The sequence below is a fragment of the Falsiroseomonas sp. E2-1-a4 genome (assembly GCF_051433165.1).
GTDB lineage: Bacteria > Pseudomonadota > Alphaproteobacteria > Acetobacterales > Acetobacteraceae > Falsiroseomonas.
Genome location: NZ_JBHMFS010000019.1, coordinates 21866 through 40908 on the forward strand (window position 1 = coordinate 21866; position 19043 = coordinate 40908).

Genomic DNA, 19043 nt, shown 5'->3' on the forward strand with positions numbered 1-19043 from the left:
GGTTTGTGCGCAGCGTCCCGCTACCTGAAACGGACGGCATCCATGATTATTTCCGTGACCTCGGGACGACGCCTGCCATCCACCGCGCGCCCCGTCGCGGCGGGCCCAAGCCTGGCGGTGGCCTGAGATGCGGGTTGCCGTCGCGAGCTTCGAGTATGAAGGCAACAGCCTGTCGCTCCGCGTCGAACGTCGCGCCGATTTCGCGCGCATCGGCATCTTCGAGGGGGCCGCGCTTCTGCAGGCCATGGAGGGCAAGGACCTGGCACTGACCGGCGCCATCCATGCGCTGCGCGATGCGGGGGCGGACCTCGTCCCGGTCTTCGCCGCCAAGGGTGGTGCCGGCGGTCATGTCGAGGATGCCTTTTTCCATGAGGCGCGCGACCGCATCGTCGAGGGCATCGCCGCCGCGCTGCCGCTGGATGGTGTGTATCTCGCGATGCATGGCGCCATGATCTGCGCCGAGGAAAAGGACCCGGAAGGCGCCGTGCTGGCGGCGCTGCGCGCGCGCATCGGGCCAGGCATCCCCATCGCCATCAGCCTGGACCTGCACGCCCATGTGACGCCGCGCATGGTGGCGGCCGCCGACATCGTCGTGGGCTACGAGACCTATCCGCATGTGGATGCCTACCAGACCGGCGGCCGCGCGGCGGGGCTGCTGGTGCGCGCGCTGCGCGGCGAGATCCGCCCCGTCACCCGCATGCGGAAATACAACGCGATCGTGCCGGTGCTCGGCGGCGCCACGCTGGGCGATGCGCCCATGGCGCATGTGGCCGCCCACGCCCGGGCGCTGGAAGCCGCCGGGCGGGCGCTGTCGGTCAGCTACTTCCCGGTGCAGCCCTGGCTCGACATGGCCGATGTCGGCATCACCGGCCTCGCGGTCAGCGATGGCGATCCGGCGGGGGCGGAGGCGGTGGCGCAGGACATCCTCGATGACATGTGGCGGCGCCGGCGCGACTTCGAATTGCCGGCCATGACCCCGGCCGAGGCGGTGCGCGCCGCCCTGGCGCTGCCGGGCCGGACCTTGCTGATCGATGCCCCGGATGCCATCGGCGGCGGCGCCTCCGGCGACAGTCCCGCGCTGCTGGCGGCCCTGCTGGCCGAGGCGCCGGAGGCGGATGCCGCGCTGTGCCTGGTGGACCCCGCCGCCGCCGCGCGGGCCTTCGAACTGGGTGAGGGCGCGGAGGCCAGCTTCGCCATCGGCGCCTGGCAGGATCGGCGCTGGTTCAAGCCGGTGGAGCTTGTGGCGCGGGTGGAGCGGCTCTGCGAGGGCAGCTTCACCTATCGCGGTGGCCCGGCCTCCGGCGCCCGGGCCAGGCTCGGGCCCTCGGCGGTGCTGCGGGTGGGTGGGCTGCGCCTGCTGGTGGCAAGCCACGCCGTCTACGAACATCTGGATGAGCACTACGCGGCCTGCGGCATTGACATTGCCGCCTGCAAGCTCGTCTCCTTCAAGAACCTGATGAATTACCGCAAGCTGTTGGGACCCGACACCGGCTTTATCGCGCTGCACGGGCCGGGTGCCACGCCGCTGCGCCTGCAGGATGTGGCCTGGGAGAACCGGCGCCGCCCCTTCTGGCCCGCCGACGACATGACGGCGCCAACCGCGCTGGCCTGAGCATTTCAAAGGACACGGCAGAATGATCCAACGCAGAACCCTGTTGACGACAGCCGCCGCCGCGCCGCTTCTGTCCATGCCCGCCTTGGCCCAGGGCAGGGCGAGGACGCTGCGCTATGTGCCCAGTTCCAACCTCACTTTGCTGGACCCGATCTTCACGCCGGCCGCGGTCACCCTCGCGCATGGCTATTGCGTGTTCGACACGCTGTACGGCGTGGATGCCGAGTTGAAGCCGGTGCCCCAGATGGCGGCCGGCCACACCGTCTCCGCAGATGGCCTGACCTGGGAGATCACGCTGCGGGACGGCCTGCGCTTCCATGATGGGGAGCCGGTGCGCGCGCGGGATTGTGCCGCCAGCCTCAACCGCTGGTCCAAGCGTGACAGCTTCGGCCAGGCGCTCGGCGCGGCGACCGAAAGCTTCGGGGCGCGCGACGACAAGACCATCGTCATCAAGCTGAAGCGTCCTTTCGGCCGGCTGCTGCACGCCATCGGCAAGCCGCATTCCTCGCCCGCCTTCATCATGCCGGAACGCCTGGCGCAGACCAGCCCGACGACGCAGGTGACGGAGATGGTGGGCTCCGGCCCGTTCCGCTTCGCGCGCGGCGAATATGTCTCCGGCGCGCGCATGGTCTATGAGAAATTCGCGGAATACGCGCCGCGATCGGAGGCACCGGCCTGGACCTCGGGCGGCAAGGTGGTGCATTTCGACCGGCTCGAATGGCAGATCCTGCCGGACCCGGCGACGGCGGCGGCGGCGATCCAGGCCGGGGAGGTTGATTGGCTGGCGGCCGTGCTGCCGGAACTGGCACCGCTGGTGACGCGCAACCCGCAGGTCGAGCTGTTCCGCGGCGACCCCTTTGGCGTCGTCTCCGTGCTGCGCTTCAACCATCTGACCCCGCCCTTCAACAATGTTGCGCTGCGCCGGGCGGTGCTGCGGGCGATCGACCAGGTGCCGTTCATCCAGGCCATCACGGCCGATCCGGCGAACGGCCAGGTCTGCCGATCCATGTTCCCCTGCGGCATGCCGGGCGTGACGGAACTCGGCGCCGATGTGATGGGCTCGCTCAACATCGCGCAGGCGCGGCAGGCGGTGCTGGATGCCGGCTACAAGGGCGAGAGGATCGTCCTGCTGAACCCGACCGACCAGCCCACGATCAACGCGCATGGCGTGCTGGTGGCGGATCTGCTGCGGCGGATCGGCATGAATGTGGATCAGCAGGATCTGGATTGGGGCACGGTGGTGCAGCGCCGCATCTCGAAGAACCCGGTGGAGAGCGGCGGCTGGAGCATCGCCTGCACGAACTGGCCGGCGATCTCGATCGACAATCCCGCCACCAACACCACCACGCGCGGCGTGGGCAGTGCCGGCTGGTGGGGCTGGTTCGAGGATCCGGCGACCGAGGAACTGGTGCAGAAATGGCTCAGCGCCACCACGGCCGAGGAGGCCGATACGCTGTTCCTGGCCGCCCAGGCGCGGGCGCTGGAACTGGTGCCGACCATCCCGCTGGGCCAGACCTACTCGGACGGCGCCATCCGCAAGGATATCCGGGGCGCCCTCAACGCCTCGGTAAACCTGTTCTGGAATGTGCGTCGGGTTTAGGCCGGGGGGTCGAGGCGGATGTCCGCGGTGCGGGCATGCGCCTCCATCCCCTCCAGCCGCGAGATGCGGGCGGTGACTTCGGCCACCGGCCGCGCGGCGGATGCGGTGGCACGCTGCCAGGTGACGGTCTTGAGGAATTTGAACACCGACAGGCCCCCGGTGTAGCGCGCCGCGCCGGAGGTGGGCAGCACATGGTTCGGGCCGGCGGCCTTGTCGCCGAAGGCCACCGTGGTCTCCGCGCCGAGGAACAGCGACCCGTAGGCGGTCAGGCGCGCCAGCCACCAATCCAGGTCCCGCGCCTGCACATGCAGATGCTCCGGCGCATAGCGGTCGGAAAGCTGCGCCATTTCCTCCCGCGTCTCGCACAGCGTCACCTCCGCCATGTGGTCCCAGGCGGCGCGGGCGGAGGCGGCATTGGCGGCGGGCAGGGTCGCGATCAGCCCCGGGATAAGCTCCATCACCGCCTCCGCCAGCCCCCGGTCATCGGTGACCAGCCAGACCGGGCTGTCGGCGCCATGTTCCATCTGGCCGACCATGTCCCAGGCGACCGTCGCCGGCATCGCGGAACTGTCGGCGATGATCAGGGAATCCGTCGGGCCGGCCACCATGTCGATGCCGACGCGGCCGAACAACTGGCGCTTCGCCTCCGCCACCCAGGCATTGCCCGGCCCGGCCAGCACATCGGCGCGCGGCAGGCCGAAAAAGCCGAAGGCCAGGCTCGCCATGGCCTGCACGCCGCCCATGCACAGGATGCGGTCGGCGCCGGCCAGCCGCATGGCGAACACCATTTCATCCGCCAGGCCTTGCGATCCGCGCGGCGGTGAGCAGGCGATGATCTGCCCGACCCCGGCGGCGCGCGCCGTCGTCACCGTCATCAGCGCGGAGGCGACATGGCTGAACCGGCCACCCGGCGCATAGCAACCCGCGGCGGCAACGGGGATCGATCGCTGGCCGGCCCGGAAACCCGGCGCCATCTCAATCTCCATGTCGGTCAGCGTCGCCCGCTGGGCTTCGGCGAAACGCCGGATATTGCCGTGGGCGAAGCGCAGATCGGCCTTCACCTGCGGGTCCAGCCGCGCCGAGGCCGCCTCGATCGCCGCCTCGGTCAGCACCGGGTCGCCCTGCCAGCCATCGAGGTCCCGTGCATAGGCCAGCGCCCGCGCCGCGCCGCCCGCCTCGATCTCGCGCAGCATGCCGGCAACCGCTGCCGGCACGGCCTCGCTATGCTCGCGGCCCGGCGGTGTTGCGGATTTCAGGCGAAGAAGGGTCATGGCGGACTGCTTGATCGATGGCCCGGCAGGCTACACGACGCGTGCCGGGGCGACGAGCGGCGATCCGGCGGAGCCTCCCCAGCCCGTTTGCCCAAGCCCAGCGCCGCCGATGCAGGCAGATGGCGACGGGCGCTCGGGCTGGCGGTTCTACCGGGTGGAGGCGCCGCCTGGGCCTTAGGCCGCCGTGCCAGTCGCCAGGGCCACGCTCGGCCTGCGCCCCGGGGCCTCTGCCGCCTTCCAGTGGGTCGCCCGTGCCACCGCGGCCAGCAGGGCCTGGCGCTCCACCGGCTTGGACAGATGCGCGTCGAAGCCGGCTTCCAGCATCGCCTGGACCTGCTCCGGCAGCGCATCAGCGGTCAGCGCCAGGACCGGCAATGCGGCGGCCCGGCCCGGCATGGCGCGGATGCGCCGAACCGTCGCGCTCCCGGTCAGGACGGGCATATGCTCGTCCATCAGGACCAGATCCGGCAATTCGCCCCGTGCCAGCAGGTCCAGCGCCTCCTGCCCGCCCGCCACCCCGGTCACCCGGTGCCCGGCGGGCTCCAGCAGGGCGGCTGCGACGAAGCGGTTGGCCGCCACGTCATCCACCACCAGGATGTGCAGCGGGTGCTGCCGGGGCGTGCCCAGCGCCAGCGGCAGGTCCTGTGCCGCTGGCCGGATCTCGGCGGTGCAGGCGGGCAGGGGCAGCGCCAGGGTGAAGCAGCTGCCGACCCCCTGCGGCCCATCCGCATGGCCGAGGCTGCCGCCCATGGCGCGGGCCAGGGCGGCGCTGATCGCCAGGCCCAGGCCGCTGCCACTCTGCGACTCCGCATTGTCGGCCTGGACGAATTCCTCGAACAGATGCGGCCGCAAGGCCGCCGGCACGCCGCTGCCGGAATCGATCACGGCAAAGCGCATCCCGGCCGCATCCCCCGTCACCTGAAGCAGCACCGTGCCGCCGCGTGGCGTGAAGCGGATGGCATTGGCCAGCAGGTTCAACAGGATCTGCCGGATCCGCAGGGCGTCGCCCAGCACCGCCCCCGGCACCACCGGGTCCACCCGCAGCGCCAAGTTCACCCCCTTGGTGGCGGCCGCTTCCTCCGCCAGCGTCAGGGTTTCGCGCAGGAATGGCTCGGGTCGCAGCGGCCGGGGATGGGCCACGAAGCGCCCGGCCTCGATGCGCGCGATGTCCAGCACATCGTTGACGATGGCCAGCAGATGCCGGCCTGCCTGGTTCAAGGTCTCCGCCTGGCGCCGCTGGCGCGCGCCCAGGCTGGCATCATGCGCCAGCGCCTGCGCCAGCCCGAGCACGCCATTCAGCGAGGTCCGCAATTCATGGCTCATGCAGGATAGGAAGCGGGTCTTGTGGGCATTGGCGCGGTCCGCCGCGTCGCGGGCGGCGGCGAGGGCGGCGGTGGAACGCTGTTCGGTCTTTTCCTTCACCATGGCGACGAACAGCAGGGTTCCGCCGGCCAGGAAGACCACACCGATCAGCACCAGCGCGCCGAACAGGAAGCCTTGCGGCAACTGGTTGCCGATCGGCCGCGGTGCGAAGGCCAGGGTCGCCGCCGCGATGGCGACATAGGTGATGGAAACGGCGACCAGCAGGCTGATGAACAAGGGGCGGGACGGCAGCGGATTGGCCCGCTGGCCCCGCACCAGTTCCATCACCGCGAGGCCGTTATAGCTGAGCATCACGAGCGCCATCAGCGCGACCCGGGCATCGATGCTGGCGTGGAAGGCGGGGAACCGGTTGGCCGCGATCCAGAGCACCGGGCCCAGCAGCAGCCCCCAGGGGATCGGCCGGCGCCCTTCGAACTGCCGCGCGCCCGTCCAGTGCAGGCCATAGCCGATGCAGAGCAGCAGGTTCGCAACTTCGATCGAGGCCCAATCCGGCGCCAGGCCGCGCAGGCCCAGCAGCACCGTGCCGCCAGCGCCCAGCAACCGGGCGAGGCCCCAGGAGGCCAGCGCCGTTTCCCGGCGGTCGAGGGACCACAGCCACAGCGTTGCCAGCCCGAGGAAGCCGCCCAGGATCGAAGAAAAGACGAAGACCGTGGGCAGGTGGATGTCCGGCAACGCGTTCGCCCCCGTGAACAGGCCACTTCCTGTTTCAGCGGAAACCATAGCGCAATTTGCTCGGGGTGCTCAACCGGAGGTTGTCGAAATGTAAACAACCAGATCGGGTCGGTTGCGGGGGTTCAGGGCGCTGGCAGCAGTGGCGCCAATTCCCGCTTCAACACCTTGCCGGCACTGTTGCGCGGCAGATCCGCCACCACGAAGACCTGGCGCGGCCATTTCGGTCGCGGCAGGTGGCTCCGCGCGAATTCCAGCAGCGTGGCCGGGTCGCAGGGGGCGGCGAGCGTCACGAAGGCCGCGATCTCCTCGCCGAACTCCGCCGAGGGCCAGCCCAGCACGGCGCATTCCGCAACCGCAGGGTGCGCGCCCAGCGTGGCCTCGATATCGGCGGGGTGGATGTTGATGCCGGCGCGGATGATCATGTCCTTGCGCCGGCCGCGCAGCGTGACGAAGCCCTGCGGGTCCAGGGAGGCGAGGTCGCCCGGGTAGAACCAGCCGGCACGGAACGCCTCGGCGGAGGCCTCCGGGTCGCGGTGGTAGCCGGTGGCGCAGGCGGGGCCGCGGTAGCGCAGCAGGCCGGTCTCGCCGGGTGGCAAGGGCTGGTCGGCATCGTCCACCACCTCCACCTCGACGCCGAAGACCGGGCGGCCCACCGTCTCCCCATGCGTGGCGAGGTCGGCGGGGGTGAGGAGCGAGACGCCGCCGCCTTCCGTGCTGGCGTAGTATTCGAAGAAATTCGGGCAGAGCCGATCGCGGATCGCCAGGCGTTCCCCGGGCGAGAGCGGCGCGCCGGAGGAGAACAGCAGGTGCAGCCTTCGCAGCGGCGCCAGGGCCGCATCGTCGAGTGCCAGCAGGCGGCGGAACTGCGTCGGCACCAGGAACAGGCTGGTGGCATCGTGCTGTGCCACGCAGGCCACCAGATCCTCCGGCGCGCAGGGCGGCGGCTTCAGGATCAGCGTGCCGCCGGAGAACAGCACGGACATGGCGAAGGTGCGGCCGCCGCCGAAATACAGCGGGGTCGCGCAGATGAAGCGGTCCCGCCCGTTCAGGCCGAGATTGATCCAGTGCGTGCGAAAGCGCGCCAGGAAATGCCGGTGCGCGATCAGCGGCCCCTTCGGCCGGCCGGTGGTGCCGGAGGATAGCGACAGCACGAAGGGCGCCTCCGCATCGCTGGCGAAGGCCAGGCCCTCCGCGCTGGCCTCCCCGGGCGTGTCGCAGCGCAGGCCGGGCAGGGGGGTGGTGCCGGGTTCCAGCAGCACCAGCGCGGCGCCGAAATGGGTGGCGACGTTGCGCTGTTCCTCCGCCGTCCAGCGCACATCCATGGGCAGGATCGGCAGGCCGGCGCGCGCCACCGCATACAGCGCCACCACATGCTGCGCCGTGTCGCGCAGGCAGATGCCGACGGGCTGGTCAGCCGGCAGGCCGAGGCCCAGCAGCCAGGCCGCCATGCGCCGCACCTGCGCGGCGAGCTCCGCATGCGTCAGCACCAGATCGCCATCGATCAGCGCGACATGGCTGGGCCGCGCCTTAGCTTGGATGTCCAGCGCATCGGCCAGGTTCATGCGGCGATGCCATCCAGCTTGTAGATGCGCTGAACATTCGTGCGCAGGAACTTCTCCAGCACCTTCTCGGACAGGTTCAGTTCGCCGATCTCCGCCACGGTGCGGCCGAAATCCAGCACCGGGAAATCCGTGCCGAAGATCACCTTGTCCTGGCCGTAGCTGCGGATGTAGTGCTTGAAGCTGTCGGGCCAGTAGCGCGGGCTGTGCGCGTCCGATCCGATGAAGACATTGGCGTGTTTCCAGGCCATCGCGATCATCTCCTCGGTCCAGGGGATGCCGACATGGATGCCGATGATCTTCAGCTCCGGAAAATCGCACGCCACCGCGTCCAGCGTGATCGGGCGGCCAACGGAGCGCAGCGGGTAGCTCGGGTCATAGACCATGGACTGCCCGACCTGGAGCTGCACCGGCACGTCCAGCTCCACGCATTTCGCATAGAACGGGTACCACTTCGCGTGGTCCGGCGGCAGCTCGAACCAATGCGGGTAGAAATGCGCGCCGATGAAGCCGTATTCCGTCACGGCGCGAGAAAGTTCGCGCACGCCGCGCATGCCTTCGGTGGGGTCGAGGCCCGCGAGGCCGTAGAACCGATCCGGATGCGCCTGCACCGCATTCGCCACCAGCCGGTAATCCACATGGTAGCAGGCGGGGTGGCCGAGGCGGCCAACCTTGGCGGCGATCAGGAACGCCTTCTCGATGCCCGCCGCATCCATGCGGGCGATCATGTCCTTCAGGCTCATGCCCTCAAAGATCTCGCGCTTCACGCGCATCTTGCTGGTGTAGAAGCCGGTGCGGTCCGGCCTGCCGGCCAGCGCCTCCGGCGTCCAGATGTTCACCACCGCGTCGATCGCCCGGATGCCCGTCACGCCATTCCCCTTGCCGTCAGACCCATCTCCCGCGCGATGGAATCGCGCAGCACCTCATTCGCGCCTTCGCCGAAGGTGTAGAGGCGCGAATCCCGCCATAGGCGTTGCATGTCGCTTTCCGCCGAATAACCGGCGCTGGCCATGATCTGCATGCCGGCATCGGCGACGTCGCGCAGCGTTTCCGTCGCGATGATCTTGGCCTGCGCCGCTTCCCGCCGGCAGGGCGCGCCCTGGTCGATGAGCTGCGCCAGATGCCGCACCATCAGGCGCGACTGGTCCACCCGCATCCGCATATCCACCAGGCGATGCGCGATGGCCTGGAAGCGGCCGATCGGCTGGCCAAACTGCACGCGGTCCTGCGCATGCGCCAGTGCGATCCGCAACGCCGCTTCCGCCGCGCCGGTTACCGTGGCGGCCATGGAGGCGCGGGAGAAATGCAGCGTGGACATCATCTGCGCGAAGCCGCGGCCTTCCTCGCCGAGCAGCGCCGTGTCCGGCAGTTCCACATCCTGAAGGCCGATGTCGAAGGATGGCATGCAGTTGTTGCCGACCTTGGGCAGCCGGGTCGTGGCGATGCCGGGCGCCGCTGTCGGCACCAGGAACAGCGAAATGCCGCGCGCGCCCTCGGCCTCCGGCCCGGTGCGGGCGGGCAGGATCAGCCAGCGCGCGCCCTCCGCATCGCTGATCCAGGTCTTGCGGCCATTGATGCGCCAGCCGCCGGCGTGGCGCGTGGCCCGCGTGCGGAGGGCGGCCGCATCGCTGCCGGCCTGCGGTTCGGTCAGCGCCAGCGCGCAGAAGGCTTCGCCCGCCATCAGCAGCGGGAGCATTTCGGCGCGCTGCGCGGCGCTGCCATGGGCGCGGATGGTGGCCAGGCCGAAGCCGACCACGCGGTTGAAGATGGAGGCGGCCATATAGGCGTGCTGCCCCAGCGCATCCTGCACCAGCGCCACCGTCGCCCAATCCCCGCCCAGGCCGCCTTCTGCCACCGGCACCGCCAGCGCGAACAGCCCGGCCCGCCCCATTTCCGGCAACAGGTCATAGGGTGGCACATGCGCGGCATCCCGCCTGCGGATTTCCGCGGGCGGCAGGCGGCGGGCGAGCAGCGCCTCGACGCTTGCCAGGATCTGCGCCTGTTCCGGAGTCACACCCGGATCCGCGCGGAGGCATGCCACGGCACCAACATCCGCCGCAGCGCGCCGATGGTGAAGTAGAACAGGAAGCCGAGCATCGACATGTGGATCAGCACCGCGAACATCTGATCCGTCTCGAAGGCGTTCAGCCGCGCGATCAGCAGGTGCCCCAGCCCCGCATTGCCGCCGAGATATTCACCCACAATCGCCCCGATGATCGCCAGCACGATGCCGATCTCCAGCCCCGTGATGATGAAGGGCAGGGCGGAGGGCAGTTCCAGACGCCGGAACACCTGCCAGCGCGTCGCATTCAGCGACACCATCACATCCCGATGCCCCTCATCGATCGACTTCACCCCCATCGCCGTATTGGTCAGGATCGGGAAGAAGGCGAGCACCGCGGCGACGATGACCTTGGAGGTGATGCCGAAGCCGAACCACAGCACGAACAGCGGCACAAGCGCGACCTTCGGAATCACCTGCGTCGCCACGATGAAGGGATTCAGCGTCTGCTCCAGCCAGCGAATGCGCGCGATCAGCACGCCGAGCACAACGCCGATCACGGTCGCATAGGTGAAGCCGGTCAGCGTGGCATAGACCGTCATCCAGGTATGGTGCCAGGCGCGCGGATCGCCCAGCAATTCCAGCCAGGCGGACCACACCGCCCCCGGCCGCGGCAGGATGAGCGGGGAGATGCCGGAGAAGCGCACATAGCTGTCCCAGATCAGCACCAGGACAGCCAGCAGGATGGGCGTGGTGATCCAGGGCAGCGCGCTTTGCATCGTCACCAGGCGCTTGCGGAATTGCGCGGGTGCGGCCTCGTTCATCAGCTGATCTCCGCCAGGCGATGCCGCAGCTTGCGCACGATATCCTGGAACTCCACCGTGGATTGCAGATCCGGCACGCGCGGCCGGGCGAAGGGCACGTCCACCACCATGTCGATGCGCCCCGGCCGCGGCGACAGCAGCAGGATGCGATCGCCGAGGAACACCGCCTCCACGATCGAATGCGTCACCAGCACGATGGTTTTCCGGGTGGCGAGCCAGATGCGTTGCAGCTCCAGGTTCATCGCCTCCCGCGTCATCGCGTCCAGCGCGCCGAAGGGCTCGTCCATCAGCAGGATGCGCGGGTCGTAGGACAAAGCGCGGGCGATGGCGGCGCGCTGGCGCATGCCGCCCGAAAGCTCGCGCGGCCAACGCTTCTCGAAGCCCTGGATGCCGACCAGCCGCGCCAATTCCTGCGCCCGCGCCGCGCGCTGCGCCTTGGGCACGCCCTTCAGCTCCAGCGGCAGCGCGATGTTCTGCGCGATGGACAGCCAGGGAAACAGATTGGCGTCCTGGAACACCATGCCGAGATCCGACAGCGCCGCCGCCTGGCGCTGCCCGTTCTGCCACAGCCCCTTGCCCTCGATGGCGATCTCGCCGGAGGTCGGCGCGATCAGCCCGCCGATCATCCGCAGCAGGGTGGTCTTGCCGCAGCCGGAGGGGCCGAGCAGCACCAGAAACTCGGCCTCCGCAACGGCCAGGTCAGTTGCCGCCAGGGCGTGCACCGGCTCATCCCGCGTGCCGTACCATTTCTCGACCGCGTCGAAGGTGATGGCGGGATGCGTCATGGTGTAAAATCCGCCTGGCCGCTGGCAATCGCATCCAGCGCCTGGTTGGCGCCGATGATCCGCGCGAAGCCGAAGGCCATGGCATCCAGCGATGCCGCGTGGCGGGCCGCGTCGAAATCCGCCACCGCATCGCGCACCACGAAGGTGCGGATATCCCGCTGCGCCGCATCGCGCACGCTGCTTTCCACGCACATGGAGGTGGTGACACCGCCCACCATCAGCGCGCGGATGCCGGCACTCGCCAGCACCACATCCAGCGCCGTGCCGAAGAAGGCGGAATAGCGCGGCTTGTCCAGCACCACATCGGCGGGGTCCACCCCCGCTTCATCCGGGATCGCCACATCCGCGCTGCCCGCGGCCAGCGCGCGGATCTGCCCGAGCCGCGGCCGCAATTCCGTCGTCAGCAGCCCGCCATCGGCATGATCCGCGCGCAGCACATGCCGCGTCCAGATCACCGGCATGCCCACGGCGCGCGCCGCCCGGGCCAGCGCATAGCCGTGCCGCGCGGCCGCCGCGCAGGCCGAAACATCGCGGCCCTGCGCGGCGACGAAGCCCTCCGGGTGCAGAAAGCCGCGCTGATAATCCACCAGCAGCAGCGCGGCTTCCGCGCGATGGAATCGCATCAGGCCAGAGCGCGTTCGACGAATTCGTTGGTGTAGAGCGTCTCCGCCTTCACGCCGGCCGGTGCGAAGCCCGCCGCGGCCATCAGGTCGTAGCCGCGCTGCCAGCGGTCCGGCACGTTGCGCAGCATGTTCTCCCGCCCCGCGGTCAACCAGAACTGCATTTCGTTGCGCAGCACCAGCGGCGCGGTGGTGGCATTGCGCATTTCCGCGATCTCGAAGCCGCGCAGATTGGCCAGCGTCTTCGACAGATCCGTATCCGCCAGCATGGAATCCAGCGAGAGCTTCACCGCACGCAGGAAGCGCGTAATGATGTCGCCATTCGCCGCCAGAGTGGAACGGCGCGCGATGTAGCACTGGCCGGGAATCGGTGCGACATCATCCGTGTTCCAGCTCACATGCGGCGTATTCGCCGCCTGCAGCGCCACCGGCACGCCGGCAGAGACGATATAGGCATCGATCCGCCCCTGGGCGATGAGCTGCAGCCCCGCCGGCGAATTCGGCGCCACCTGCCGCGCCACCCGCGCACGTTCCACGCCCGCGGCCTGCAGCATCACGTCCAGCACGATTTCCGTCGCGCCGCCGACCGACAGCACGCCGATGGTCTTGCCCGCCATATCCGCCGGGGTCCGCACCGCCTTGTCCGGCGCGCTGATGACGTAGAAGGGCGAGCCCTGGCTGATGGTGCCGACCGCGACCAGGTCATCGCCGCCAGGGCGGGAGGAAGCGCGGATATGATCGCCCACGCCGGTGCGCGACAGCAGCGCGCCACCGCCGACAATCTGCTGCACGGCCATGGCGGAGCCGCGGCCCTGCTGGATGGTGACGTCCAGCCCCTCACGCTCAAAGAAGCCGCCACCCTTGGCGTTCAGCACATCGGCGAAGGCCAGGATGTAGGAGAAGGGCGTGACGAAGGTCATCGCGCGCGGTGATTGCGAACGGGCATCGCGCATGTTCACGGACAGCATCGCTGCGCCGCCCAGGGCAAGCGCGGCGCGGCGCGTGGTGGCGAGTGCGGACATGATCTGTCTCCTTCGTTTTGAACGGGCAGGGGAACCCCAGCGGCGCGCCGCGTCAATGCCCGTAACCATCGCCCTGCGCCGCGCGAAGCCCCGAACGAACAAGGAGACGACCGACGATGCACCACGCCCCACAACCGGGCCGCCGGCCGACCCGGCGCGACGGTGTGCTGCACGCCGATCTCTGCATCATCGGAGCCGGCTCCGGCGGCCTATCCGTCGCGGCCGGCGCGGCGCAGATGGGCGCCTCCGTCGTGCTGATCGAGAAACACCGGATGGGTGGCGATTGCCTGAACACCGGCTGCGTTCCTTCCAAGGCCCTGCTGGCGGCGCCCCATGCGGCGGCGGTGGTGCGCGGCGGCGCGCGCTTCGGCGTGAACGGGCACGAGCCGGACATCGATTTCACCGCCGTGCGGGCGCATGTGCAGTGCGTCATTGCCACCATCGCGCCGCATGATTCGGTGGAACGCTTCACCGGCCTCGGCGTCACCGTGCTGCAATCCGCTGCCCGCTTCACCGGGCCGGAGGAGGTGGAGGCGGGGGGTGAGCGCATCCGTGCGCGCCGCTTCGTCCTCGCCACCGGCTCCGCCCCCGCCGTGCCGCCGGTGCCGGGCCTGGCGGAGACGCCCTTCCTGACCAATGAGACGATCTTCGAGCTGACGGAGCGCCCGGCGCATTTGGTGGTGCTGGGCGGCGGGCCGATCGGGGTGGAGATGGCGCAGGCCTTCCGCCGCCTCGGCGCCGCCGTCACCCTGGTGGAGCGCGCCGAGATCCTGCCGAAGGACGAGCCGGAAGCGGTGGCGATCCTGCGCGCGGCGCTGCGGCGGGAGGGAATTGCAGTGGTGGAGCACGCCGCCGTCACCGCCATCCGCCGCGCCGGCAATGGCGTGGAGCTGGAACTGGACGCGCCGGCCGAGCATCGCCTGATCCGCGGCAGTCATGTGCTGGTGGCTACCGGGCGCCGGCCGAACACGGCGGGGCTGGGGCTGGACCAGGCCGGCATCGCCGCCACGCCGCGCGGCATCACCGTGGATGCCGGGCTGCGCACCGCCAACCGCCGCGTCTTCGCCATCGGCGATGTCGCCGGCGGCCCGCAATTCACCCATATCGCCGGCTACCATGCCGGGCTGGTGATCCGCGCCGCGCTGTTCGGCCTGCCGGTGAAGGTGGATTACGCGGCGCTGCCCTGGGTGACCTATGCCGATCCGGAACTTGCCCATGTCGGCCTGACCGAGGCCGAGGCGCGGGAGGCCGGGCACCAGGTCTCGCTGCTGACGCAGCCCCTGTCGGGCAATGACCGCGCCCAGGCGGAAGCGGCGACGGAGGGGCTGATCAAGGTGGTGCTCGGCCCACGCGGCCGCATCCTGGGGGCCACCATCCTGGCACCGAGGGCGGGGGAGATGATCGGGCTGTGGGGACTGGCGATCCAGCGCAAGCTGGGCATCGGCGCCATCGCATCCTCCCTTGCGCCCTACCCCACCCTGTCCGAGATCTCGAAGCGCGCCGCGGGCGGCTTCTACACGCCCCGCCTGTTCGGCGCGGGCACCCGGCGCATCGTCGGGCTGGTCCAGCGCCTGCTGCCATGAGGATCGCCACGATGACCCTGCCAAATTGGATGCGCGACCGCCGGCTGTGGATCGTGCTGGCCATCCTCGCCGTGATCCTGGCGCTGCGGCTGACCGGGCTGACGGAGCATCTGTCGCTGGAGACCCTGGCCCGGCATCGGGTGACGCTGGCGGCGCTGGTCGCGGACCATGCGCTGGTGGCGGGGTTGGCCTTCGTCGCGGCCTATGCCGCCGCTGTGGCGCTTTCGGTGCCCGGCGCGGTGTTCCTGACGCTGGCGGGCGGCTTCCTGTTCGGCGCGGTGCTGGGCACGGCGCTGACGGTGCTGGGGGCCACCATCGGGGCCACGCTGGTCTTCCTGCTGGCGCGCCGCATCTTCGGCCCGGATGCGCTGGACCGGCTGGGCAGCACGGCCCGGACGCTGGCCGAGGGAATCCGGCGCAATGCCGCGTCCTACCTGCTGGTGTTGCGGCTGGTACCGCTGTTTCCCTTCTTCCTGGTCAACCTGGTGCCGGCCTTCGCCGGAGTACGGCTGCCCGTCTATGTCCTGACCACCTTCTTCGGCATCCTGCCCGCCACCGCGGTGTTCAGCCTGGCCGGCGCCGGGCTGGGAGAGGTGCTGGAGGCCGGCGGCAATTTCGAGGTATCCAGCGTGCTGACGCCGCAGATCCTGGGCGCGCTGCTGGGCCTGGCGGCGCTGTCGCTCGCCGCCATTCCGCTGAAGGCGAAGTTCGCGAAGTGACCGTTTGAGGCCCGCGGAGCCGACCCGTCCGGTGTTCTCAAACGGTCACTACGTGCTAGCTCGCCTGTTCGAAGCCGCCGGCGCCGGGCCGCCCGGCCAACTCCAGGCTTTGGGCGAAGGCGTCCCGCCGGGCGATGTTGGTGGCGGCCAGGCTGCGCAGCCGGTCCGCGCCCCGTTCGGCGCCCTGGGCGGCAACCGGGGCGGCCGCGGCCTGCACGGTGAAGGCGTTGCCCGGGGCGTAGCCGCGCAGCCCCGGCCCGCCATCGGCATAGGCGAAGCCGGCGGCAGCCGGGCGCAGGCTGACCTCCGCCCCCGCAGTCAGCCGCCCGACGATCGGCGCATCCGCCTCCGGCCGGATCCGCAGCGGCACCGGGGCGGAGGCGACGGCGCGTGGCAGCGCGGCATCCGCCGCACGGCGTGCCGACAGTGCCGCGCGGGTGCCGGGGGCCACCGCCTCCACGGACTGGTCGATGCGGGCGGCGCGGGCCGTGATGGCGGCGCGGGTGCGCTCCGCCTGGTCCAGATCCCGCTGCATGCGGGTCTGGGCTTCCCGCAGCCGGGCGGGCAGGGCGGCCGGCGGGGTTTCGGCGCGGATCACCCGCACTTCCGTCCAGCGGCAATACAGCAGGGCGTCGAAGGCGATCTGCAGGCGTTCCAGCGCCGCATTCTCCCGCACCAGCTCCGCCTCCAGCTCGGCGGCGGAGGGGGGGCCGCTGCGGCGGGGCGGGCTGCCGAACAGGTCCCCGGCATTGACGAAGACCACCACCTGCGGCCCGCAGCTATCCTGCGGGTCGGCTGCCGCCTGGGTTGCAGTGGGGCCGCCCGGCGCCGTGGCACAGGCGACGAGTGCCAGCAGCATGCTCCCCAGGGCGGCACCCGTCAGTCCGGCATGTCGCATATCGGCTGTTCCTCATCCCACGCGGCAGAGTTGCGGTGCCATCGGCGCAGCGTCAACCAGTGCCTGATTCATCCGCGCACCCTTTCGAGCAGCGCCATCGCGGCCCGCGGCGCGCGCGGTTTGTAGCCGTTGATCATGAAGATGAAGACTTCGCGGGATTTCGGGGGCGTCTTTTGCGCCGGGGCCAGCAAGGGCAGGTCCTTCGGCGTGCCGCCCTTCGCCCAGCCAAGCGCCCGATCGGCCCAGAGGTCCAGCGCCGCCCCGGGGTAGCCCAGCGCCTCCTCCTCCGCCGCGCCCTGCAATCGGGCATAGACGAAGGGTGCGGTCACATCATGGATCGCCGGGTGCTTCTCGCTGTCCGCGACCACCACGCCGATGCCGTAGCGGCGCAGCAGCTCGGGAAATTCCGGCACGCAGAAACTGGGGTGCCGCACCTCCACCACATGCCGCAGCGCCACGCCGTCCTGCTGCTTCGGCAGCATTTGCAGAAACGCCTCGAAGTCCTCTGGCTCGAAGGCCTTGGTCGGCAGGAACTGCCAGTTGATCGGGCCCAGCTTCGCCTTCAGCTCGACAAGGCCGCTGGAGAGGAAGCGCGTGACGGAGGCACCCGATTCGGCCAGCACCTTGCGGTTGGTGGTGAAGCGGCTGGCCTTGAGCGCGAAGACGAAATCCTCCGGCGCCTCGTCATGCCAGCGGGCGAAGCTCTCGGGTTTCTGGGCGCCGTAATAGGTGCCGTTGATCTCGATCGCGGTGACCTGGCGGCTGGCGAAATGCAGCTCCTGCTTCTGTGGCAGGCCCTTCGGATAGAAATTGTCGCGCCAGGGTTCGAAGGTCCAACCGCCGATGCCGACGCGAATTCCTGGCATGATGTTCCTCCTGCTGTTGGCAGGCTGCACCGGGTTGCGTGCCGCGGCCTCACCACATCAGCGCGACGGGTGCCAGCGCCTGGCCGCGCCGCGCGCGCTCCACCGGTGGCAGCACGTCGCAGGAGGGCCAGAGGCCGCTGGACAGCGCCGCCGCATAGCCTTCCGGCAGCCGGGCCGCGCGCATCGCCGCGGCGGCGACCCCGTGGTCGTAGTGCAGCGGCAGGATTTCGACGCGCAGGCCCGTGGCATCCGGGGTCAGCAGCGCGAACCAGGCGCGCGGCGTGCCATCATCCGCCGGCATGCCCACCGCGCCCGCGTTCAGCCACAGCCCGGCCCCGACGCGCCGTGCGAAGGGAATGCCGCAATGGCCCGCGATCACCCCGTCGCAGCCCGTCGCCGCGATCTCGGCCGCCAGCACATCCTCGGGCGTGGAGGCGAACAGGAAGCGGCTGGTCTCGTGGGCGCCGCCATGCAGCACGGCCAGCCGCCGTCCATCCGGCAGCGCCAGCTTGATCCGCTTCGGCAGGCCGCGCATCCAGTCGCGCTGGGCAGGCGTGACCTGGGTGTTGGCGTGGGCGTACCAGCTTCGGCTGAGCAGGTCGCAGGCGGTGCCTTCTTCGAAACCGCAGCCGCAATCCGCCGCCGCCTCGGCCAGTTGTTCCTCGCAATTGCCGGCCACCACCACCACGCCGCTCTCCATCACCAGCGCCGTGGTGGCCGCTGCATCGGCGCCATAGGCGACGACATCGCCGGTGCAGAGGATGCGCCTGGGCGGAATGCCGCGCCGCACCGCCTCCGCCAGCAGCGCGGTGGTCGCCTGCAAATTGGAATAGGGGCCACCGAAGACCAGCAGCGGGCCATCCAGCGTGATCTTCATGCCAGCCTCCGTCGCAGTGCGGCGCTGATCCGGTCCGCCGCCAGGGTCAGCCCGACCACCACCAGCAGGATCGCGAACAGGCGATTGAAGTCGAGCAGATCCACCGCGTTCTTCAGCTCCTGCCCGATGCCGCCGGCACCCACCAGGCCGAGCACGGTGGAGGCCCGGATGTTGAACTCCCACACATAGAACAGCGCGCCCGCCGTCTCCGGCATCGTCTGCGGGATCAGCGCCCAGCGGGCCACCTGCAACCGCGTCCCGCCGACGGCCAGGATCGCCTCCGCCGTGCGCGGATCCGCCGCCTCGAACGCTTCGGACCACAGCTTGCCGAGCGAGCCGGCCGAATGCAGCGCCACGCCGATCATCCCCGCGAAGGGGCCGAGGCCCACGGCGGCGACGAAGATCAGCGCGAAGACGAAGCCATCCACCCCGCGCAGCCCATCCAGCACGCCGCGCGCCGGCTGGCGCAGCAGCGGCGCGCGGGTGACGGGCCGCGCCGCCAGCAGGGCGAAGGGCGCGGCCAGGATGGCGGCCAGCACGGTGCCGAGGGTGGCAATGCCCACCGTTTCCGCCGCGCGGCGGGCGATGTCGCCGGGGTTGGAGAAATCCGGCGGCCAGGCGGTGGCCAGCCAGCCGGCCAGCCGCGGCAGCCCGGCCGCCAGCCGCGCCGGGTCCGGCTGCACCGCCCAGACCGAGGCCGCGAGCAGGGCCAGGAAGGCGGCCCAACCTCCAATCTTCAACGACCGGCAG

General features: G+C 70.3%; 17 protein-coding genes. 4 read left to right on the plus strand and 13 right to left on the minus strand.

Going from position 1 to position 19043, the window contains the following annotated elements:
- Window positions 1–127: 127 nt before the first annotated feature.
- Together ACFHNC_RS19005 and ACFHNC_RS19010 are read left to right on the plus strand one after the other, a co-directional pair.
- Complete coding sequence (locus ACFHNC_RS19005; RefSeq protein ID WP_437170816.1) at window positions 128–1612, plus strand: M81 family metallopeptidase; 1485 nt, start codon at window positions 128–130, stop codon at window positions 1610–1612.
- A 22-nt stretch (window positions 1613–1634) separates the two neighbouring features.
- On the plus strand, window positions 1635–3212 hold the full coding sequence (locus ACFHNC_RS19010; RefSeq protein WP_437170817.1) for an ABC transporter substrate-binding protein: 1578 nt from the start codon (window positions 1635–1637) through the stop codon (window positions 3210–3212).
- Here ACFHNC_RS19010 and hisD read toward each other — a convergent pair.
- From hisD to ACFHNC_RS19055, 9 genes are all read right to left on the minus strand, one after another.
- Window positions 3209–4483 (minus strand): histidinol dehydrogenase, encoded by a 1275-nt coding sequence (gene hisD / locus ACFHNC_RS19015; protein WP_437170818.1) that lies wholly within the window; start codon window positions 4481–4483, stop codon window positions 3209–3211. The two genes, ACFHNC_RS19010 and hisD, sit on opposite strands and share 4 nt — an antisense overlap.
- A gap of 174 nt (window positions 4484–4657) precedes the next feature.
- Window positions 4658–6586: an ATP-binding protein gene (locus ACFHNC_RS19020; protein ID WP_437170819.1), complete on the minus strand. Its 1929-nt coding sequence runs from the start codon at window positions 6584–6586 to the stop codon at window positions 4658–4660.
- Between the two features lie 74 nt (window positions 6587–6660).
- Window positions 6661–8100 (minus strand): class I adenylate-forming enzyme family protein, encoded by a 1440-nt coding sequence (locus tag ACFHNC_RS19025; protein WP_437170820.1) that lies wholly within the window; start codon window positions 8098–8100, stop codon window positions 6661–6663.
- Window positions 8097–8966, minus strand: a complete 870-nt coding sequence (locus tag ACFHNC_RS19030; RefSeq protein ID WP_437170821.1) for an amidohydrolase family protein — start codon at window positions 8964–8966, stop codon at window positions 8097–8099. Before ACFHNC_RS19030 ends, ACFHNC_RS19025 begins: the two co-directional genes overlap by 4 nt.
- On the minus strand, window positions 8963–10138 hold the full coding sequence (locus ACFHNC_RS19035) for an acyl-CoA dehydrogenase family protein (RefSeq protein WP_437170822.1): 1176 nt from the start codon (window positions 10136–10138) through the stop codon (window positions 8963–8965). The genes ACFHNC_RS19030 and ACFHNC_RS19035 overlap by 4 nt, the downstream gene beginning before the upstream one ends.
- Window positions 10108–10923, minus strand: a complete 816-nt coding sequence (locus tag ACFHNC_RS19040; RefSeq protein ID WP_437170823.1) for an ABC transporter permease — start codon at window positions 10921–10923, stop codon at window positions 10108–10110. Before ACFHNC_RS19040 ends, ACFHNC_RS19035 begins: the two co-directional genes overlap by 31 nt.
- Entirely contained in the window at window positions 10923–11708 is a 786-nt protein-coding gene (locus tag ACFHNC_RS19045; RefSeq protein ID WP_437170824.1) for an ABC transporter ATP-binding protein, read from the minus strand. Before ACFHNC_RS19045 ends, ACFHNC_RS19040 begins: the two co-directional genes overlap by 1 nt.
- Window positions 11705–12331, minus strand: a complete 627-nt coding sequence (locus tag ACFHNC_RS19050) for an isochorismatase family protein (protein WP_437170825.1) — start codon at window positions 12329–12331, stop codon at window positions 11705–11707. Before ACFHNC_RS19050 ends, ACFHNC_RS19045 begins: the two co-directional genes overlap by 4 nt.
- Window positions 12331–13350, minus strand: a complete 1020-nt coding sequence (locus ACFHNC_RS19055) for an ABC transporter substrate-binding protein (protein ID WP_437170826.1) — start codon at window positions 13348–13350, stop codon at window positions 12331–12333. The genes ACFHNC_RS19050 and ACFHNC_RS19055 overlap by 1 nt, the downstream gene beginning before the upstream one ends.
- 116 nt (window positions 13351–13466) lie before the next feature.
- Between ACFHNC_RS19055 and ACFHNC_RS19060 the strand changes: the two genes are divergently transcribed.
- Both ACFHNC_RS19060 and ACFHNC_RS19065 read left to right on the plus strand, forming a co-directional pair.
- Window positions 13467–14933 carry a dihydrolipoyl dehydrogenase family protein gene (locus tag ACFHNC_RS19060; RefSeq protein ID WP_437170827.1) on the plus strand — a complete coding sequence of 489 codons (1467 nt, stop codon included), beginning with the start codon at window positions 13467–13469 and terminating at the stop codon, window positions 14931–14933.
- Between the two features lie 11 nt (window positions 14934–14944).
- Window positions 14945–15652, plus strand: a complete 708-nt coding sequence (locus ACFHNC_RS19065) for a TVP38/TMEM64 family protein (RefSeq protein WP_437170828.1) — start codon at window positions 14945–14947, stop codon at window positions 15650–15652.
- Between the two features lie 55 nt (window positions 15653–15707).
- Here ACFHNC_RS19065 and ACFHNC_RS19070 read toward each other — a convergent pair whose 3' ends face one another.
- The 4 genes from ACFHNC_RS19070 to phnE form a co-directional block, all read right to left on the minus strand.
- Window positions 15708–16550, minus strand: coding sequence for a hypothetical protein (locus ACFHNC_RS19070; RefSeq protein ID WP_437170829.1), 843 nt, complete (start codon window positions 16548–16550; stop codon window positions 15708–15710).
- A 68-nt stretch (window positions 16551–16618) separates the two neighbouring features.
- Window positions 16619–17416, minus strand: a complete 798-nt coding sequence (locus ACFHNC_RS19075) for a DUF72 domain-containing protein (RefSeq protein ID WP_437170830.1) — start codon at window positions 17414–17416, stop codon at window positions 16619–16621.
- A 49-nt stretch (window positions 17417–17465) separates the two neighbouring features.
- Window positions 17466–18293, minus strand: coding sequence for a metallophosphoesterase family protein (locus ACFHNC_RS19080; protein ID WP_437170831.1), 828 nt, complete (start codon window positions 18291–18293; stop codon window positions 17466–17468).
- Window positions 18290–19033, minus strand: coding sequence for a phosphonate ABC transporter, permease protein PhnE (phnE, locus tag ACFHNC_RS19085; RefSeq protein ID WP_437170832.1), 744 nt, complete (start codon window positions 19031–19033; stop codon window positions 18290–18292). Before phnE ends, ACFHNC_RS19080 begins: the two co-directional genes overlap by 4 nt.
- Window positions 19034–19043: the final 10 nt, after the last annotated feature.

What these genes read in the sequence shown, in the direction of transcription:
- ACFHNC_RS19070 (WP_437170829.1), bottom strand. Translation starts at nt 16,550, where the DNA reads ATGCGACATGCCGGACTGACGGGTGCCGCCCTGGGGAGCATGCTGCTG.
- ACFHNC_RS19050 (WP_437170825.1), bottom strand. Translation starts at nt 12,331, where the DNA reads ATGCGATTCCATCGCGCGGAAGCCGCGCTGCTGCTGGTGGATTATCAG.
- ACFHNC_RS19080 (WP_437170831.1), bottom strand. Translation starts at nt 18,293, where the DNA reads ATGAAGATCACGCTGGATGGCCCGCTGCTGGTCTTCGGTGGCCCCTAT.
- ACFHNC_RS19040 (WP_437170823.1), bottom strand. Translation starts at nt 10,923, where the DNA reads ATGAACGAGGCCGCACCCGCGCAATTCCGCAAGCGCCTGGTGACGATG.
- ACFHNC_RS19055 (WP_437170826.1), bottom strand. Translation starts at nt 13,350, where the DNA reads ATGTCCGCACTCGCCACCACGCGCCGCGCCGCGCTTGCCCTGGGCGGC.
- hisD (WP_437170818.1), bottom strand. Translation starts at nt 4,483, where the DNA reads ATGACCCTTCTTCGCCTGAAATCCGCAACACCGCCGGGCCGCGAGCAT.
- ACFHNC_RS19025 (WP_437170820.1), bottom strand. Translation starts at nt 8,100, where the DNA reads ATGAACCTGGCCGATGCGCTGGACATCCAAGCTAAGGCGCGGCCCAGC.
- ACFHNC_RS19020 (WP_437170819.1), bottom strand. Translation starts at nt 6,586, where the DNA reads ATGGTTTCCGCTGAAACAGGAAGTGGCCTGTTCACGGGGGCGAACGCG.
- ACFHNC_RS19010 (WP_437170817.1), top strand. Translation starts at nt 1,635, where the DNA reads ATGATCCAACGCAGAACCCTGTTGACGACAGCCGCCGCCGCGCCGCTT.
- ACFHNC_RS19065 (WP_437170828.1), top strand. Translation starts at nt 14,945, where the DNA reads ATGACCCTGCCAAATTGGATGCGCGACCGCCGGCTGTGGATCGTGCTG.
- ACFHNC_RS19005 (WP_437170816.1), top strand. Translation starts at nt 128, where the DNA reads ATGCGGGTTGCCGTCGCGAGCTTCGAGTATGAAGGCAACAGCCTGTCG.
- ACFHNC_RS19060 (WP_437170827.1), top strand. Translation starts at nt 13,467, where the DNA reads ATGCACCACGCCCCACAACCGGGCCGCCGGCCGACCCGGCGCGACGGT.
- ACFHNC_RS19045 (WP_437170824.1), bottom strand. Translation starts at nt 11,708, where the DNA reads ATGACGCATCCCGCCATCACCTTCGACGCGGTCGAGAAATGGTACGGC.
- ACFHNC_RS19075 (WP_437170830.1), bottom strand. Translation starts at nt 17,416, where the DNA reads ATGCCAGGAATTCGCGTCGGCATCGGCGGTTGGACCTTCGAACCCTGG.